Origin of the sequence: Chryseobacterium sp. SORGH_AS_0447 (genome assembly GCF_030818695.1) — a bacterium.
Taxonomy (GTDB): domain Bacteria; phylum Bacteroidota; class Bacteroidia; order Flavobacteriales; family Weeksellaceae; genus Chryseobacterium.
Genome location: NZ_JAUTAR010000001.1, coordinates 2242645 through 2262258, shown reverse-complemented (window position 1 = coordinate 2262258; position 19614 = coordinate 2242645). Strand labels below are relative to the sequence as shown.

Genomic DNA, 19614 nt, shown 5'->3' with positions numbered 1-19614 from the left:
TCTCATCGTGCTTATCCCCATCTATACTTGTAGGTTGGCAAAAAGAATGCCGATTAGTTGGTTCCTAAATAATGTATTTCTTGAGACCTTCCATAATTCCCTGCCACAGCATATTGAAGAAGCTTCTTTCAGGATCTCTTTTTTTCTCGATCACCACATGCTCGGGCTCTCCTTTGGAATCGTCCTTTACAAACCAGTTGGCAATCTTCGTCAGCAGCTTTCTCTCCTTTCCTTTTTTGTTAAGAAGGTTAACGTACATGTCGTTGTATTTGAAATAAAATTTCCCGTTAATACCGGACGAGTTTCCGTAGTAATCGAATTTTAAATAATCAATCTGCCCATCCAGTGTCACATTCAGATATGGTCGTACGAAAAGGTTTACATTTTCAGCGGACAGTTTCCGGATATCTCCTTTGATGGTAAAATAATCCGAATGGTCTTTTACATCAAACCTCCAGTTTACTTTCGTGTCTGCAGTGCCGAAGAAATCAAACTGTGCATCGGTATTGATGACGGTCGGCCTGCCTTTAATCTTAGCATTATTCACATTGGTAATCTGCGCATTAAACCTGTTGAAGGTAATTTTTCCCGGAATATTGCTGTTTTCCGCATTTTCCTCGTAGGTAAGTTCGGAATTCCTTAACGATACATTTTTAATGAACAGCGGTACTTTTACATCACGGAGCTTTTTGCTGAAGAAATAACGGATCGCATTATCATCAGGCGGTGCCAGGTCGTGGTAAATGTTGCAGTCAAGCCGGTCTATATCCACCCGGCTGATATCGATAACGGTATTCTTTCCGAATGAAGACTGATGGTCTTCAACCCGAATTTTCTTAGCGGCAATGGTATACAGGTCGGTTTCTTTGGCAATAACCCGGCTGAATGCTTTTCTCGAATATTTCGGTGTAAAACGGATATCCGACATCTCGGTGGTTTTGCCCGCATTCGTAATTCCGGCTACAGAGAAGTTATAATATTTTCCGGCATCCAGATGGATCTGCTTTGCCTTAATATCGCGTTTTCTGACAGTAAATGGAATTTGGCCTGACAGTATTTTCTGATCGGAATAAATGCCATCCAACTTAACATCAAATGACCCGACGGACATTTTTTTCTTATTCTGTACGGATTGGGAAAATTTACCGTTTGTTATTTGAATAAAGCCCACTTTTGCAGCAAATTCAGGAGTATCCGTATTTTTCTTTTTAGCCGGTTTTTTTTTCCCTGCAGAACTGATCGCGATGTCTGGACGTTCTATTACAATTCCGGCAAAATCAACATTCAGCTTTTGACCAATATAGCGGCTTTTGTTTTTCAGTAATCTGATCTGACGGGCCGAAGCCGAAACCGCATCTTTAGCAGCATTCTTGTGTAGGGCCAGCATTTTGAAGTCCTCAATAAAAATATCTGAATTTTTTGAAGTGATTTTCGCCACTTCGATTGCCTGGGACGGATTGGCTTTAAAATAGATATGATCGGCTTCGATATCGTGGTTGGTAAAACGGAAAGGAATTTTTTCCTTCACCGTATTTTTATCAAAAACGATATCGTTGAGCTTAAAATTAAAATGATCGACGGAGGCCGTTTTTTCAAGATCCTGTTGAAGAACGGTAATTTTTCCATTCTCAAAGAAAATGTTTTTCATCCCGATCTTCATTTCAATTTCTTTAGGATTTTTATTTTTTTCTACCACCTGTTTTCCGGTTGAGGTTACTTTCAGATCCGGCTCAGAGAAAAATACCTTGGAAACGATGAGCGAATCCTGGCTGATGTTGAAATCGTCTGCTGTAAATTCTTTTGCCGAAAAATCAAAAATATTTTTTGAGTTGTATTTCTTCGGATCCTGAATCGGTTTAAGCCTGAATTGTGATAGCTTTAAAGATTTTTTTACTGCCTTTACCTGCTCCGAATGGATTTCGTAAAATTCATTCACCCCAATTTTGATATGCGAACCTTCTATTTTAGGATCGGTAAACGCAAGCGGTATCTTGGCTTCGTTACTGCTTTGGGTGATATTTTTAAGGCTGATAACGATATTTTCTCCTTTGAAAATCGGTTTTCCGTTGGCATCTTCTACATCAGCAGTTACATTTTTTATGGCTAAATTATTTACAGCGAGATCAATTTTCTTCTTCTCCTTTTTTTCTTTCTTTTTAGCTGCTGCCGTTTTAATTTTGATATTGCCATCCGAAACCAATAGCTGGTCTGCATGATAGGATTTTTTAAACAGCGCTTTAAAGATCCCGAAATCCGTGATCTTAACCTGCCCGGCAGTTCCCTGAATTTGGGTAATGTTTTTATTGTTCGGGTCTTTAGTGGCAATTTTTAATTGGTTTACGGTAATGTTTCCTGACATCAGGCTGAGTTTGAATCCTGAAATTTTAACAGTGTACGGGGTTTTATCATTCACCAGATCCGGCAGTTTTCGCTGCAGGTAAAATTCGAGGACGAAAGGAAATAAAACGGCCAGCACGGCAAAAGCGGCAATTGTGTAAATCAACCATTTACGGCGGTTGCGTTGAGGAGGTAAAGATTTATCATTCATCAGTAAAAGTTCTACCTCGGGATAAACAAAACATATTCCAAGTTGCGAAACGGGATGCCTGAAACGGGATTTAAATTTTTTATCTTTAGTAAAACAGAAAAGCTGCCCTTTATGGACAGCCCTATCAGATTAATATATTAGATTTAATTTATCGTTATCAATAAATGATAATCAGCTAAATTGTTTTTATCTTTTTTGAAAGGTTTGGATAGCAAATACAGTTTGATATGCTTCAGCACTTCCGGAATTTTTCCCGGATTACAATTTAAAAAAGAAAAAAGCGACCGCTGCCCATGATTTCTTTACGCCGCTGGCATAACCCAATGTACTGTGGCTGCTATTTTCTACCGTCCCGTTATCTTTGATATACCCAATGGTAGAATGGCTGCTGTTTTCGACGGTTCCGTCGCTTTTTACATAGCCTACGGTAGAACCGTTTCTGTTTTCCACCGTTCCGTCGCTTTTGATACGACCGATAGTGCCATGACTTTTGTCTTCAATCGCTCCATCGCTTTTGATGTAGCCCACTGTGGAATGGCTGCTGTTTTCTATGGTTCCGTCTGATTTGATATAGCCTGCCGTATTTCTGCTTCCTGATTCGATCGTTTGTGCATTTGCCATCGAGATTCCTGCTAAAATGACAACAAAAGTTAATAGTTTTTTCATAAGAGTTATTTTATCTTTAATAATTAAAAATCATTTTCAGTGACAAACAAAGCATCAATTCGGATTGGTTTTCCCAGAGGATTCAATCTTTGCAAATCCTCATCGTACGCCAGCTCAGTTAAAAATTTGTCTTTCGAATCCGCAGTTCCGAAAATAATCCATGGTTTTCCGAATTCCGTCTGCATATAATACACCGGGACCAGAGGTGCTCCGGATTCCGAATACCAGATATCGCCTATGGGATCACCGTGCAATTCCCCGATGCGCTCAAAACCATCCTTACCTATCTGCTTCCTGATAAGTTCTAAAAGGTTTAGCCTCTCCGCAGATTCTGCTTTCCAGCTTTTCTCTTCTTCAGCTTGCGACGAATTCCTGAAGGCGGGCAATACCGTACGCAATACAATGTACTGCGGAGTTTCATCTGATGTCTTATAAAGGCTGAAAATATGGTGTCCGCCGGCCATACGAATTGTTCTCTATTCCTGTTTAAAGATATTGTTTTTGATTTATCTGACAACAGTTCTCTCTTAAATTTTACTTAAGAATTGATGTACGACCTGAAAAAAGCTTATTAGCATGCTTTGAAAATCATTGCCATCAGCTTCATTTACGAACAGGCGTTATTTTATTCGGTCAACTTTATGGTTTTGCATATTTCAGTCTTCTGATCAATTGCGTAGCATGATAACCATCCAGGGAAGAGCCTGCAATGGTGCCGGCCTTTTCAAAATCAAAAATGCCCTGATCGGCATCCCAGATTTCATCAGGGAAATACAGATCTGTAATTTCACCGACAACAAGCAAGGTGTTATTGATCTTTACAGGAATAATTTCCCTTAGTGTCAGACCTATCTGAATACGCGATTCCTGAACAAAGGGTGCCTGAAAATCATTTTTATATTCAGCCGTCAGCCCGACAGCATCGAATTCCGACTGTTCCCTTGCGTATCGTGCCGAGGTTTGGTGCGCCTGCTCAAACATCTCCGCATGAACATGATTAACCGTATAAAAACCTGTTTCCTTTATGTTTTCCAGGGTATGCCGGTCCACGGAGTCCGGACGGGAAATAAAGCCTATTAAAGCCGGATCGGCCCCAATGTGCATCACCGAGTTAAAAATGGCAAGATTGGTCTGTCCCGATGTATTGAGAGTTCCGATGAGGTTAAGGCTTTTAAAGCCGCTCAGGGAGTTGACCAACGCTGTTCTTGCTCTTTTCTCCAGGCCGGCAATCTGCCGGTTAGTAAAATGGGTTGACATCAATAAATAAAATTTTGATTTTAAGGAATGGATTACATGAATTAATTATAAAAATTCATATTTTCAAAGCACTGCTTTTTTCTTTGAGAGCTTAAAAATAATATTCGCAAAAACAAATAGAGCCGTTACAATGGCCGAAATATAAACCGTCTGATTGGAATACCGATTGGCTACGGCAATGGCGATCAGTGCCCAGACAGCAACCAAAGCAAATGCGCTCATGTTCTGCTTCCAGATCATATACAGATGAATAAGGGCTGCTACGACAAACATCAGGATCGTCCATCCCGTTTCCGGAATCCCAAACCCCGACCATTGTATCTTCGTGAGGTAAGCTGCGACGTCGGCAATCAATGCCACGGAAACCCATCCGGCATAGATGTAAAAAGGCAAACGGAGGAAAACGGTTGTTTTAAAATCCCGGGATTGAATGAAGTCTCTATTATTCAATATCATTTTAAGTAGCGAGACAAAGAGCAGAACCATGATGGGAATCGTGATAAAAGTATATTCATGCAGCCAGGTAAAAATCCAGAGGCTGTTGGCTATGCATGAAATAATAAACCACCAGCCGATATTTAAAACGACTTTTTCTTTGGGTTCCGTATTTTTCGTAAACGGGCCATAATAGATTACAAATCCCAGGAGGCCGAGATAAATGGGTCCCCAGATGGAAAAAGCATATCCGGCAGGGGTAAACAGGTTATGATATTTGCCGGAAATACTCGCCATCGTTTCGTTATTAATAGATCCGGTATTTGAAAGGTAATTGATGCCGATTGTCAACATCAGAACAATTATATTTAAAATCTGAAACAGCCTTACCATCATTTATTTTTTTACTGTTTATTGTACTGTTAAATTAATGAATTTTCTTCAGGCTGGAAAACGCGACGAGGAAATTATAATGGTTTATTTCGGTAAATTTTACAAGATTTAAATGTATTTTATTTTACGGATCATCTGAAATAAGGCTGACGGAAAAACCTAACAGGTTTTAAAACCCGTTAGGTTTGTTCTGATGGCATTTTAAATTTATAAAAGACATCAACAACAAAAATTTGTGTACTCCAACTGTAGTAATTAACGTTTATAATATACGACTATACTTGCTTTGGCCAGTGTTTGATTCCAGAGATTAAAACCAACAATCGCAGGATTTATGTTTTCGTCCAATCCTAATTTATTTGTTTTTAGGGCATAAACAGTTATAATGTATTGATGGAATCCATGCCCTTTCGGAGGACAAGGGCCACCAAAACCTTTGATTCCGTAATCAGTTATACTCTGGATAGCTCCTCTCGGGGCCAGATTGAGCTTTACATTTCCTGCATTGGTTACCAATTCATTTATGCCCGCAGGAATATCAAACATCAACCAATGCCAAAACCCACTCCCCGTTGGTGCATTAGGGTCATACATAGTAATAGCAAAACTTTTTGTTCCTTCCGGAGCATTTTTCCATGACAACTGAGGGGATTGGTTGTCGCCTGAACAACCAAATCCATTGAACTCTTGTATTCTGGTTGATTCTCCCCCTAAATCTCTGCTATTTAGTGTGAAAGTGTTTTGTCCAAAAACACAAGTTGATAAAATTAATGACAGTGCTAAAATTAAATTTGCTTTTTTCATTTTATAATAATTAAAGTTTTAAGCAAAATTAAGGGTAGCAGTGTAGACCGCATTTAGCTATCTGCCCAAAAACTAAGGCTAAAAGCTCAATTTTTATGATGTTGTTTGGGTGTCATTCCATATTTTGATTTATAAGCTTTAATAAAGCTTGATAAATTTTCATAACCGATTTCCAAATAAATATCAGATGAACTTTTTTGCTCTTTATTCATTAAATAATGAGCATGCTCCAATCTTTTGTTTTGAAACCATTTGATAGGAGATGTGGCGTAATGCTTTTCAAATTCTCTTTTAAAAGTTGATATGCTCATGTTGCATAAAAAAGCCAATTCTTTTAAAGTCAGTTTGCTTAGTTGATTGCTTTCGACCGTTCGACGAAATCTCTGTGTAGCATCGTCACTGTTTTTTAGTAGCGAATAGAGAAAACCTGTTCCATATATTTCTGTTAAATACAGCATTATTTCTTCAAACTTAATATAAAGCATATTTGTCTGTACATTTTTTGAGAGCACGGAAATATCTGAAAGACTTAGCACGAAACGTTTTATAAATTCATCATATTTGAATGAATGAACCGATTTACAAACGGATGAAATATTTCTCTTAAGCACTGTTTTCCGTATGAATTTCAGTAAGATTTCATTCGTGAAAAATAAAAGGATGCTTCTATAATTTTTAATTTCTGAAAGTTTTTCTGTCATCAGGCAATGGCCCGACTTCATGACCAGGAATCTTGAATTATCAATTGATAAAATTGAATTATTAAAGACCACCTCTTTATGTCCCTCAAGTAAAAAACTAAAAGCATTTTGATTCAGAATGATCTGTTGTCTGGATATCTCCTGCGAAGACTGATAATCAAATACCTGAACGGCGGGAGCGTTTTCGAAATTAAGTTCGTCAGGAAGCGTAATTATTTTCATCTGGATTATTTGTTCTTATATTTTTACTTTTTATGTTGTTCAGTAATATTTTGCGACAATAAAAGTACAAATTGATACCCTGATTCGCAATTCGCACACATAGTGCCATCTAATGCCAAGATAGCGTATTCTTTTAATCACGCTTTTGAGCAACTAAATTGAAGTCCGAACATTAAAAAACTACCAAACTGCAGGACGAAGACGACATTCAAAGTCTTGTCAAAATTATGGAGTTTACGCATACTGTTAGTATCATTCTAATGCACTTCTATTGGTACCGCTACAGCTCGTCGGTGGACCTTGGAAATTGCCAATACCATATTAGGTAATTTCCATCGAACGGCCTGACTTTTTACAATCACTCTATCCGAAGATTTTTGCATTGATCCTATTAGCACTGAGTTGTCCCGACACCAAATGGGTTAAACTAACCTTAGTACGATCTGCAATCTATCAAACTCTATTTAAAGGCTGATACAACGGGAAAACGTGCAATAACGTGTTCGATGTACCCTGAAAAACTGTTTTTTGACGGAATAGCTTTTCGAACACCCCGATTAAATTCTATAGCCGAGTTTATTTTGCTGACAAACAAGGTTTTAAGCAAAAAAAAAAGACCGACATGAAACTTCTAAAGTTTCAAATGTCAGTCTTGTGACCCCGGAGGGATTCGAACCCCCAACCGTTGGAGCCGAAATCCAATATTCTATCCAGTTGAACTACGGAGCCATTTTATAAATGATAATTGATGAATTGTAAACGATGTAATCACTCATCAATCATCATCTATCAATTATATTTAGAACGTAATCTTCACACCTCCCAAAATCTGTGCACCGAGAACCTTGTATCCTTTGTACGTCTGGTATTTTGAGCTCAGAAGATTATTTCCGAGTGCGAAAATACTAAAATTTTTGTGAATTTTATACTCTGCCGACAAATTTAAATCGGCATACCCCCCTACTTTATCGTTGGTGTTCTCGGTAGACTGGTACATCATCGGACTTCCAACTCCCTCAATCATAAAGGAATTCGTCGTTCTGTCGCTCGCAAAAAGCCCCTTAAAACCGAGCAATAATTTTTGATCCAGCATGGTATATTTTGCACCGATTGTAGCCGTAAGTAGCGGAACATTGTAAATATTCTCGTAGTTTTTCAGGTCAAACTTGGTGAATTTTACCTCTCCGTCAAGGATCAGGTTCGCCAATGGAAAATACTGAAGGCTTCCTTTGATGTCGCCCACGTTTCCATCATCATATACTGCAGAGAAGGTATTGGCATAATCATAAGCCGAACGGTTGAGCGTATAATTGTTATCGAAGATGCTGTTGGCCTTAAAGAACATGATGTCTCTCATTTTTCCATAGCCTGCGGAAACGTCGTATTTGAAAGTTTCATCGATGTCTCCTCTTAACCCTACGTAAAAATGGTATTTTGTTTCCGTCGGTCTCAAATACTGGTCGGATAGCAGGAACGGGTTCTGCTGCAACAAATCAGCGTAAGTATTGATCTTCAGACCACCGTCTACCCCTCCGTAAAATTTAAACTCTTCTGCTGCGGCAAACTGGAATTCCGCTTCCGGGAACCAGTACGCTTTGTTGTTCTTCATCTGCTCTGCCATCAGGTCATTGGAATTCTTCCCGTTCAGGAATGAAAACTGAGAACCTAAGCGCAGATAAGAATCGCCTTTTCTGAAAGTCACTTTCGGACTAAGGCTGGTGTTGAAAAAGTTTGAGTTGTTTTTATCACGGATCGCAAATTCAGTTTTTACCGTTTCCAGTCCCACTCCTAAATCGGCATTCAGATCAATCCCCGATTTGCCGATCTCTACGCCATGCTTGGAGAAATTAGCCAATATGGAAGCCTGATTTTCCTGGGCATCGAAATGGTCTTTTAAAAATGAAGATTTTACCCGGACATCGTTTAAGATTTCATTGGAATAAAAATCATAGTATCCGTTTACCTTAAATTGGTTGACGCGCTGATCAAGATCCACATCACCCGGATTTAAAGCATAAATCCCGTAATAATTGTAGCTGTTCAGTCCGTACTCCGCATTCAGGTTGAATTTGCCTTTATCGCCGTAAGAATTAAGGAAAGCGCCCAAAGTCGTCGAGCTCTGCTTGGAATCCCAATCGTATTCTTTTTTCAGACCCTGCGTGGAAAGGAAGTGGGCATCTACACCGACCTCAATTTTGTTTTCCAGTGTTTTTGAAATGTTCGCGTCACCGAGGATTTTCCCGTAATTCCCCATTCCGAACTGGAGGTAGTTATTTTGCGCCGAACCTTCAAATTTCGGCGTAACATCCTGCCCCTGAATGGTGGACGTTTTAAAATCCGAAACTGCAGGCACATCGGTAATGTTATACTGCACGGGGTTCTGGGATTTTTCTTCCGGCGGATAGTTTTTGATGGTTTCCACCGAAGTTTTCTTTTTCTCGATCTTTCTTACTTCTGGTTCTCTTTTCTTATTGAGAATCAGTTTTTCTTCTTTGATCTGGGAAAACGCCACCGACGAAATTCCTAAAAATAATAGGGATAATATTTGAATTCTTTTGTTCATTTTTTTATAGGTATTAATGTATAATGTCGGATGTACCATGTATTGCTACATTTTACTTTTTTACATTCTACGCTGTACATTCTATACTTTTACTTTTTAATCTGCTTTTTAACCTCCTTCGCTTCCGCTACGATCTCCGGGAAATCTTTGTAATTCTCAATGATCTGGTCACAGGTGTAGCTTGCCTGGTAGTTATCTTTCAGGCCGATGTAATTTTTCGCTAGAAGCACCAATGCTTTTGCACCCCAGTATTCTTCAGAAGCATAGTTGTTAGCCAGCTTGAAGATCGTTTCGTTGGAAGATTTATACGCTTTTCCTTTATTCTGGTAATACGCTTTTGCATAAAGTGATTCCGCCGCTACCGACGTATTGGAAGACTTTTCAAGAGCAGCATAAGCCGACTGTGCATCCTTGTCTTTCCCTGAATTCATAAGGCTTCTTGCTTTGATCACTTTAGCCGTTTCAATAACGGCTGCCGAGTTTTTGCTGTTGGCAATCACCGCATCTGCCAGTTTTTCTGCCTGTGAGAAATTCTTTTCATCGGCATAAACCTTCATTAGCTCTACATTCGCGTAGTTCCTGATATTGACATCCGATGAATTGATCAGGTTTTCAAGATATTTTTTAGCTTCCTGGGCATCACCCTGGGCCGTGTAAATCTGAGCCAGACGGGTCTGGGCGTCATCCTGATAGTCGTTCGGCACATTGGCCACGTCCTGCAAAACAAGCAGGGCTTTTGTCGTATTTTTCGTTTGGTAATAGCTTTCTCCCAATTCGTATTTCGCCTGGTAAAGCCCTTCTCCGGTAGGATTCTGGGTTAGATATTTCTCATAATAAGAAATTGCGTTTTTGTAATCTTTCTTCGTGAAATACTGTTTCGCTGTCGATAAGTTGATCTCATCAATTTCTGAAGCATCAATATTGACCCCTGCATTTCGTGCAAAAGTTTCGTACCCTGAAACGTCACCGTTTTTCGTAAAGATCGGTTTGGCAGCCTGGACGATTTTTTCAGCGTACGCTGTGTTCTTATATTGTTCGGCAAGCGATCTGAGCTCAGCCAGTGCTTTATCGCTCTGGTTCTGATCGATATAGTTCTGTGCCCTGTAAATAGAAGCATTTGCTACTAAGTCTTTATCAGAAGAAGTTTTAATAACTTTATTAAAATAATCATTGGAATTGCCAAAATCATCCTGGGCCGCATATGCCGTACCGATTTCGTACTGGGCATCGTCGTAATAATCCGAATCCGGATATTTGGACAGCAGGTTTTTCAGGTTGGTGATTTTTGCCTGGGTATCGCCTTTAAATCCTAAAGCCATTGCCTTTTGATACAAAGTATAATCGGTGGCATCTTCGTTTCGGTCATAGATGGCGATTGCCTCGTTCAGATTGTTGTTGGCATAATTGATGTCAGCCAGTCGAAGTTCCGCATCATTTTTAAATTCCGGCTTCGGGTTGGCTAAATACTGTTTGAAATATTTTTCAGCCTCATCGAATTTTTTAGATTTAAAATAAGCATATCCCAGATCATATGGCAGCTGTTGCTTTTCAGGGAAGTTTTCATTCAGTAGCTTTTCATAGCGGGCAATTGCTGAAGGATAATTACCTTTTTGATAATACACCTGTCCTAACCAGTATAAAGCCCGGTTGTTGAATTCTTTATTTATATTAAAAGCCAAACTTCTCAGTAGATACTGTTCCGCTTCATCATAATTTCCCTTGTTGAATTCCTCTGTTCCCAGTAAATAAGAAACTTCCTGATCGATTTTATTGATTTCCGGAGTGGAATTCTGCAGCCGGTCGATGGCATTCAGCGTTTCTTTGTAGTTTCCGGAATACAGGTATGATTTCACCAGAAGTGCCCGCATTTCAGGAGCATTGGATTCATTCTGGTTTTCGTTGATGTAATTTTGAATAACCGTGGACGCACTTTCAAAAGGGTTTCCAATGTCATAGCTTAATTTGGCATACTGCTCATGGGCCAGCTTCTTCACTTTCTTATCGTAATTCATCTGATAGGCCGAACGGAACGCCGATAAAGCTTCCTGTTTCTTTCCTACTGCGAGATAAGCGTTTCCAAGCTGGTAATACGCATTCTGCGCCAAGGCCGAATTGCTGTTTACCAATTGGTTGTAATAAGAAACCGCTTCATCATATTTCTTAAGCTGCGCTGCCACAAATCCCATTTCATAAAGGTCATTTTCCGATGGGTTCTGCTGAACGCTCAGGTAATCTTTAAGGTGTGGATAGGCCGAAGTATAATCATTTTTCATGAAGTAGCTTTCACCGATGATCTTGTGTACTTCCGCCTTATAAGCGTCCGAAATATCTTCGTTCAACAGAGCAGTTCCTTCGGTGATGGCTTTGTCGTAATCCTTATCATTATAATACATCTGTACATAATAAGGACGCACCAGCTTAGAGTATTTCGCTTCCTCTTTTATGGAATCAAAATACTGGAAAGCCTTATCATTCTGTCTGTTTGAGTAGTATAAGTGTCCCAGCATATAAGCAATATCTCCCCTCTGTGACTGGTCTGCCGTTTTGTAAGCTTCTTCCAGCGCATCGGTGGCTCCTTTAGAATCGCCCATCATAAATTTGGCGTATCCCAGCTTCAGGATGTACTGGGTATTTTCTTCTTTGGAAAGCTGGTATTGATTTACTTTCTTCAGGGTTTCCAATGCCTTTTCAAAATCTTTTTTAGCCAGATAATAATCCGCCAGCGGTAAGCTTGCCTGGGCAAAGTAGGCTGAATTCGGATACTCTTTCATAAAAGCTTCCAGGCCCTGTTCCGCATGGTTTTTCTGCAGGATCACGCCGATCACATTATCAAAAAACTGCGCCGCCTCCTTTCTTGAACGCGACAAATGCTCATTATAGAAGTACTGTCGGGCATATTCATATTGGGAAGCGTTGTATATTTTGGTCTGGTAAAGGTTTTCAGCTAAATTGAACCGGTAGTTTTCTTTTTGGGTAAAGTACTGAGACTGTTGCGCATCGGAGATCCCGAAATACATTACAGCAGCCGCTAAAAGTATTTTTCTTGATTTCATTAATTTTAAATTTTAACATGGGAAAGCCTGAAAATCAGGTTCAAATATTTAAAATTACGGGAATTTTTATCCACAATTTATCAACGAAAATATTGAAAAGAAATTGTATAAACAAGCCTTTTAACACATTGTTAATAACTGTATATTTTTTTAAGACTTCTTAACTTTCTTGGGAAGAAACCTTAAGAAAATAAAAATTATTTCCGAGAAATAATTACATTTGCTTTTCTTGAATCAAATATAGAATTGAATGAATCAACTTTTTAGAAGGAAAAACTATTCAGAGACAGATACATCCACTCATTTACTGCGGGTATTGGGGGTCTGGGACATCGTATTTTTTGGTATTGCGGCCATTATTGGAGCTGGAAGTTTCAGCAGTTTGGGGGAGGCCGTTTTCAGAGGAGGTCCCGGGGTGATCTTGCTATATTTGATCTGCGGATTTGCCTGCGGGTTTACCGCCCTTTGCTATGCAGAATTCGCGAGCCGGATTCCGACGGCAGGTTCCGCCTACACCTATGCATACGCCAGCTTCGGGGAACTGATTGCCTGGATCATCGGCTGGGCCCTGATCATGGAATATTCTTTCGGAAATATTTACGTTGCCTTCTCCTGGTCGGATTATTTTACCAGCTTCCTGCACCGGTTGGGCATGCATATCCCGGATTACCTCACCTGCAGCTACACGGAGGCAAAAAAAGCCTTTATGAACGGCTCCGAAAATAAAGAACTGATCAACGCATGGACCAATGCACCGTTGATCGGAAGCCTGAAATTTATCGTGGACGTTCCCGCTTTGGTCATCAACGGACTGATTACCTGGCTGTGTTATGTGGGCGTAAAGGAAAGCAAGAATTTCAATAACGCACTGGTGATTCTTAAATTAGCGGTTATTATTTTGGTGATCCTGGTTGGTTTTGCTTACATCAATACCGATAACTGGACCCCGGTGAATCCGGAAACCCATGTTTCTTCCTTTATGCCGAATGGTTTTGCAGGGGTAATGAGCGCTGTTTCCGGCGTGTTCTTTGCCTATATCGGTTTTGATGCATTAAGCGTGCTTTCCGAAGAAACGAAAGACCCTCAGAAAACACTGCCGAAAGGAATGATTATTTCTTTGGTGCTGTGTACCTTTATCTATATTGCGTTAACCCTTGTTTTAACGGGAATGGTGGATTACAGGAAATTCGACGGTGTCGGGGATCCGTTGTCCTTTATTTTCGAAAAATCCAATGCGAATGTTGCCTGGATGGAGCTGGTGGTTTCTTTTGTAGCGATCGTAGCCATTACTACCGTGCTTTTGGTTTTCCAGATGGGACAGCCGAGAATCTGGTATGCGATGAGCCGCGACGGACTGATGCCGCAGAAATTCCAGGAAGTACATCCTAAATATAAAACCCCGGCTTTTGCTACCGTGGTTACAGGAATTGTAGTAGGAATTCCTATTTTGTTTACCGATAAAAGTTTTATCCTGGATTTTACGAGTATTGGGACGATTTTCGCGTTTGTGCTGGTGTGCGCAGGCGTTTTGATGCTGCCGGCCAAAGAAAAGATCAAAGGCAGGTTCCATCTTCCTTATATTAACGGTAAATTTATTTTCCCTGTCATCTTCATCGGAGGAATTGTCTTCTTCTATTTCTGGCAGCCGGATTTCTTCCATACGCTGATGGACTGGAAAGATCCTAAAGAAGGTGAATTCAGGGCTTCTATTTTCTTTTTTATCCTGATTAATATTGTTCTATGTGCGGTTACATTCGTTAAAAACCTATCGCTGATTCCTCTAATCGGTCTCAGTTCATGCCTTTATCTTTTAACGGGGATGAGCCATGACAACTGGTTCTGGTTTGGACTGTGGTTTGCTGTAGGTTTGGTAATCTATTTCTGCTACGGCTACCGGAACAGTAAGCTTGGAAAAGCTTAGCGGCTTATGAAATACCTGTTGTTTTGTTTGCTTCTTTTTCAATTAGCTGTAAGAAAACAGACGGCCATATTTCCAAGACCAACCCGGCGGAAAGAAGATTAGAATATAAGGAATTTTTGACGGAAGTTGGTAAAAAAAGCAGAAGCAAAAAGGCTGATTATTTTTTCACCTTTATCAATAAAGATATTCCTCAATATTGGCGCGGTACGCCCTGGTCATTTGCAGGAACGTCGAGACAGCCCCGGAAAGGCAGCATTGCCTGCGGATATTTTGTAACAAATATTTTGACGGATTATGGCTTTGACCTCAACAGAACGTTTCTTGCGCAGCAGGCATCATCGGTGATGATCAAAAAACTTTGCAAAGATATGCGGTATTTTACCGGGAGGCAGGAACTTGAAAAATATATTTTAGGAAAAAATAAAAACCAGGTATATATCGTCGGACTGGATTTCCATACGGGATTTATTACCCGTGAGAACAAAGATATTTATTTTATTCATTCTAATTACATTCGAAATGAAGGTGTAATAAAGGAACTAACTAAAAACTCAAAGGCATTGAATGCTTCTAAGACGTTTATGATTGGAACTTTAAATTACAAATAATCATGGCTAAAAGAATAAAAACATTTAACGAATTCTATCAGTTTTATTTAACTGAGCACAGTAAAATGGGAACCCGGATCTTTCATTTTATCGGAACACTGCTGGTATTTTTTGTGATCGGATATGTTATCGTTTCCGGAAAAGAACGCTTCCTCTGGTATGTCCCGATCTTCGGCTACGGATTTGCATGGTTCAGCCATGCAGTCGTTGAGAAAAACAGGCCCGCCACTTTTAAATATCCATTATGGTCTCTGATCTCAGATTTCCGGCTGTTCTTTGAACTCCTGATCGGCAAACAGAAGTTTAGGGGAATTCCGGCACCAAAAGCTTCTGAGTAAATCATGGGCTGGAAGATGGATGCTGGAAAATGGAAGTTTTCCGATTGACCGTTTTCATAAATTCTTTTGCATCAACAGATTTCTTACTATTCTTTAGAAAAAATTTTATTTATCCAGGAAATAATTATAATATCAATAGAAATGGGCTTTAGCCCATTTTTTTTATGATGTATGGTGATCGGCTTTAGCCAAATTATAGTAGGTTTTGGCTAAAGCCAAATTTTAAACCCGTTATGATGACATCGGGCTGAAGCCCGACACTATTGATAATTTTATCTTTTTAATATCTAACAGACTTAAAATAAATTTACCATTTCTAAATTTGAAATAAAGCAGATAAAAAAGTTTCGGCGGGTTTGCAAGCAAACCCGCCGAAACTATACCTAATGATGAAGTATCGATCATCAATTATCAATCATTATTAATATTGAATTTGCTTCCCTCTCCTACCTTAAACTCAAGTTTCCTATCACCCCTCTTCCAGCTCCCAGCATCCAGCATCTATTAAAACATTTTCTTAAAGCTGTACTTCAGCATGTTCATAAACCCAGGTTCAATAATATCGATCCCCAATCCGAAGTTGCTGTCGGCAATGGTATGGTGATCGGCCCTAAACTTTTCAAATGCTTCTTTTGGGATCTCAAGATTAACCAGCGGTTTGAATTCAATCTGTACGGTAGCTCCGTTTTTAGTCACTTTTTTGCGGCTTGAAAAATCAAAATACGGATTGTGAAGATTGCTTTCCTGCATGGTATATTTCTCCTCCGTGTCGATTTTCTGATCCGTATACAGATTGATCTCATATTTTTCGCTGTCGAAGTTATGCCAGAACGGAAGGTCCTTGTGAATAAAATCCCTTGCGCTGGCTTTCACCACATTCCTGTCGAAGTACATCAGGAAACGGTTTCCTTTCGGATCGGTGTAATACGGATTATTCACGGAAGCTTTATACTGTATTTTAAACTCGTTCAGTTTCTTGTCGTCGCTCACCATATCAATGACGGCATCATTAAAAATACTTCGGACATCGGTTCCGTTGCGGTCACTTGAATAATTCAGGCTGTAGAACAGGAAATTATTCCAGCTGTCGATCACTTCCCTTTTATTGGTATTCTTGAAATACCGTCTCATGGCATTGGCCCGGTTTCCTTTGTAGGTTGTCGTAAGAACCAGATTTCCGGTTTTACCTTGTACGTTGAAATCCACCTTTTCATCGATACAGAAATAAGGATATTTATATGGTTTTCTTTGTTTCAGTTCCTGGTCAGGTTGTACCTCGAGGTAATGCATAAAATAAATAAATCCCCGGTTTTCAAGCAACCCGAACTCATCCCGTACGGTAGCATCTACAAAATACTCCTCTCCTTTATGGTTGATTTTGACAATCGCATGGTTGAACGTTAGTAATGAAGGCAAATAATATTTAATATAAAAATCGGTATGGAAATTCACAAGGACGATAGAGGATTCTACTCCAATGTAATCCAGAATCACTTTCAGCAAAACGGATTTCGCCTTACAGTCGCCCTGTTTGTTTTCATAGGTAACGGCAGGTTCCTGAGGCTTGTGTCCGTTCATTTCGTCTGCATTGAAGACGTAATAAATATTATTCTGAACATACTCAATCGCAAACTGTAGTTTTTCATCCGGATCCCTGATGGCATCCAGCTTTTCAATTAGGTTAGGCGCAAAGTCCTGCAATGATGCCTGACTGAATATTTCGTCATAGATCGGCGAGATGTAATTGGATAGCTCTCTCCAGCTGTTGTCTGTTGCGAAATCCATATAAGGGAAGATCTCGCGACTGGCATCCACAGGATTGATGTAATTTTCCAGCCTGAAAACAAATTCTTCCCCTTTATTCAGATAATGAATTTCCGGATCCAGCACATTCCCCGCTTCATCACGGAAGAACGTTTTTTTACACGCTATTCTCTGTTCACGATCATTAATGAAGGTAAAAGTATAGCTTCCGTAGGCCCAATAACTATCAGGGCTTACCCATACGTACTTTGCAAATTCCTTTCTCAGGAAATCACGTTCACTGAACACTTTTACCCTTGAATCTTCCATGATAAGGATATCGTTGAGCCTGAGGTCCTTTATGGTAATATTGATTTTTTTGTTGCTGCTCAGGATTCCTCCGCTGCTCTGGTTCTCACTATCGAGTACCTTTATTTTGGTGTCGGGAATTTTATCGATTAATACCCCGTCCCTCACTACGCTGATGCGGTGGATATGGTAGACTTCATTTTCTTCGACTACAATATCGGAAACCGACGCCCTTTCCAGATTAGCAGGCTCGTTTAGGGTGTAAGCCATGCAGACGTACTCACTGTTTTCATTATTTCCGGTGCGGTATTTTTTATCTAAAAAATAGCAGAAATCTTTTCCCTGATCGATCTGATGTTTGGCAAATTCAGATTCCCTGAGCTTTTCCAGAAGTTCCTGATCGTCCTTATTTCCTGCCCAAACTTCCGACTTTCCGATCCTGTAATTTTCGATTTCAAGTTGATTATCCATATTCTTATTGCTGATTGTACAATTTGGTATTTTAAAAAGAAAGATCAAATTAGGGATTTCATAGCAAAAAAACAAGAGTAAAAAATTGAAGATATTTTTTATGTCTTACCATCTTTTCTTGCACAAAAAATCCCTTCCGGTATGCCGGAAAGGATCAATTCATTATTCAAAAACAACAATTTACCTTATTGTTTCAGTGGATGTCATTCGGTTTTATCATTAATCAGCCGATGATTTCCAGGCTTATTTTATAATCAGAACGATTTAAATATCTTTCTTCTTGGTCGGGTCCGTTACCGGAACATATTCGTCCATTTTCTGAGTAGCGGCCATGGAAACAACCAGGTCATTCAGCATGGAGCTGGCCGCGGTGGGTGAATTGGGAAGAAGTACGAGATTGCTTCTGTTGTTGCCTCCTATGGAACTTAAGGTATCGTAATGCTGGGTCACCACAATCAGGGCCGATGCTTCCTGAGCGTTGATGTTGGCGGCATTCAGCATTTTCACCGATTCTTCCAGCCCTTTTGCAATTTCCCTTCTCTGATCTGCAATTCCCTGTCCCTGCAGCTTTTTGGATTCCGCTTCCGCTTTGGCTACGGCGACGATCCGTATTCTCTGGGCTTCCGATTCATATTCGGCGGCGGTTTTTTCCCTTTCGGCGGCATTGATCCGGTTCATGGCATGCTTTACCTGCTCATCGGGATCGATATCGGTCACCAGGGCTTTAATGATATCATATCCGTAACTCTGCATGGCCTCCTGAAGCTCACTTTTTACGGCAATGGCAATGTCGTCTTTCCTAACGAACACATCATCCAGCTTTGTTTTTGGCACTTCGGCACGCACCACATCAAATACATAAGAAGTAATCTGGTTTTCCGGATTTTCCAGCCGGTAATAAGCATCCTTTACATTTTCCCTGATTACCTGGTACTGTACGGAAACTTTCATTTTAATAAACACATTGTCCAGGGTTTTGGTATCGATGATGACATCCAGCTGCTGGATTCTGAGGTTCAGCCGTTTGGCAATCTGGTCCAAAAACGGGATTTTCAGATGCAGCCCTGCATGGCTCACCTTTAAAAATTTCCCCAACCGCTCTACGATAGCAGCAGATTCCTGTTTTACGGTAAAAAATGAAGCAAATAAAATAATAAGACCGAAAAAGGCCAATATTCCTGCGTACGCCATAATTTTTATTTTAGTGGTTTGCTGTAAGATATGGATTTTCATCTGAAAAATAAAATGAACAGAAGGAATTTTAGAGTCAATGGTGAATTGTCAATCCGCTTCGCTTGTCAATTTTTTGTTTGATTAACGCAACGATCGCTAAGATTTTTTGATAATATTGAGAATATTTTTCGGTCACAAGGGCGTTTCACTTAGCTAATGATAGCCTTAAATATATTGGTTGATAATCAAGTAATTTTCAATTTAATTGGAATTATAAAAGGTAAATCAGCTAAGCTTGTTAATTTTGAAGTTGTCCTGACTTGATTAAAGAAGTGATCATAAGAATTTTAATAATGTTGAGAATATTTTTCGGTCGCAAGGGTATTTCGACAAGCTCAGTACAGCTATT

Annotated in this window: 14 protein-coding genes and 1 tRNA gene; 3 read left to right on the top strand and 12 right to left on the bottom strand. The window is 39.7% G+C overall.

Going from position 1 to position 19614, the window contains the following annotated elements; translation table 11 throughout:
- Positions 1-64: 64 nt before the first annotated feature.
- From QE422_RS10485 to QE422_RS10440, 10 genes are all read right to left on the bottom strand, one after another.
- Positions 65-2548 (bottom strand): hypothetical protein, encoded by a 2484-nt coding sequence (locus QE422_RS10485; RefSeq protein WP_307457758.1) that lies wholly within the window; start codon positions 2546-2548, stop codon positions 65-67.
- 258 nt (positions 2549-2806) lie between these two features.
- Positions 2807-3214: a 5-fold beta-flower protein gene (locus QE422_RS10480; protein ID WP_307457755.1), complete on the bottom strand. Its 408-nt coding sequence runs from the start codon at positions 3212-3214 to the stop codon at positions 2807-2809.
- A gap of 23 nt (positions 3215-3237) precedes the next feature.
- Positions 3238-3678, bottom strand: a complete 441-nt coding sequence (locus QE422_RS10475) for a hypothetical protein (protein WP_307457753.1) — start codon at positions 3676-3678, stop codon at positions 3238-3240.
- 175 nt (positions 3679-3853) lie between these two features.
- A complete protein-coding gene (locus QE422_RS10470) occupies positions 3854-4471 on the bottom strand; it encodes a flavin reductase family protein (RefSeq protein WP_307457751.1) in 618 nt (205 codons plus the stop codon).
- A 63-nt stretch (positions 4472-4534) separates the two neighbouring features.
- Positions 4535-5260, bottom strand: a complete 726-nt coding sequence (locus QE422_RS10465; RefSeq protein ID WP_307457747.1) for a tryptophan-rich sensory protein — start codon at positions 5258-5260, stop codon at positions 4535-4537.
- Positions 5261-5554: 294 nt separating this feature from the next.
- Positions 5555-6103, bottom strand: coding sequence for a YbhB/YbcL family Raf kinase inhibitor-like protein (locus tag QE422_RS10460; RefSeq protein ID WP_307457744.1), 549 nt, complete (start codon positions 6101-6103; stop codon positions 5555-5557).
- An 86-nt stretch (positions 6104-6189) separates the two neighbouring features.
- Positions 6190-7026, bottom strand: a complete 837-nt coding sequence (locus QE422_RS10455) for an AraC family transcriptional regulator (protein ID WP_307457740.1) — start codon at positions 7024-7026, stop codon at positions 6190-6192.
- Between the two features lie 655 nt (positions 7027-7681).
- Positions 7682-7755, bottom strand: a tRNA-Arg gene (locus QE422_RS10450).
- 70 nt (positions 7756-7825) lie between these two features.
- Entirely contained in the window at positions 7826-9589 is a 1764-nt protein-coding gene (locus QE422_RS10445) for a TonB-dependent receptor (RefSeq protein WP_307457737.1), read from the bottom strand.
- A gap of 89 nt (positions 9590-9678) precedes the next feature.
- The gene (locus tag QE422_RS10440) at positions 9679-12642 is read right to left on the bottom strand and encodes a tetratricopeptide repeat protein (RefSeq protein WP_307457733.1); all 2964 of its coding nucleotides are present in this window, start codon (positions 12640-12642) and stop codon (positions 9679-9681) included.
- 250 nt (positions 12643-12892) lie between these two features.
- Here QE422_RS10440 and QE422_RS10435 point away from each other — a divergent pair, with 250 nt between their 5' ends.
- The 3 genes from QE422_RS10435 to QE422_RS10425 are packed head-to-tail and all read left to right on the top strand — an operon-like array spanning position 12893 to position 15509.
- A complete protein-coding gene (locus tag QE422_RS10435; protein WP_307457731.1) occupies positions 12893-14563 on the top strand; it encodes an APC family permease in 1671 nt (556 codons plus the stop codon).
- Between the two features lie 23 nt (positions 14564-14586).
- A complete protein-coding gene (locus QE422_RS10430) occupies positions 14587-15171 on the top strand; it encodes a hypothetical protein (RefSeq protein ID WP_307457729.1) in 585 nt (194 codons plus the stop codon).
- A gap of 2 nt (positions 15172-15173) precedes the next feature.
- Complete coding sequence (locus tag QE422_RS10425) at positions 15174-15509, top strand: DUF962 domain-containing protein (protein ID WP_307457725.1); 336 nt, start codon at positions 15174-15176, stop codon at positions 15507-15509.
- Positions 15510-16013: 504 nt separating this feature from the next.
- Here the strand turns inward: QE422_RS10425 and QE422_RS10420 are convergent.
- Together QE422_RS10420 and QE422_RS10415 are read right to left on the bottom strand one after the other, a co-directional pair.
- Positions 16014-18032: a DUF3857 domain-containing protein gene (locus QE422_RS10420; RefSeq protein WP_307457724.1), complete on the bottom strand. Its 2019-nt coding sequence runs from the start codon at positions 18030-18032 to the stop codon at positions 16014-16016.
- Between the two features lie 264 nt (positions 18033-18296).
- Positions 18297-19223, bottom strand: coding sequence for an SPFH domain-containing protein (locus QE422_RS10415; RefSeq protein WP_307457722.1), 927 nt, complete (start codon positions 19221-19223; stop codon positions 18297-18299).
- Positions 19224-19614 lie beyond the last annotated feature (391 nt).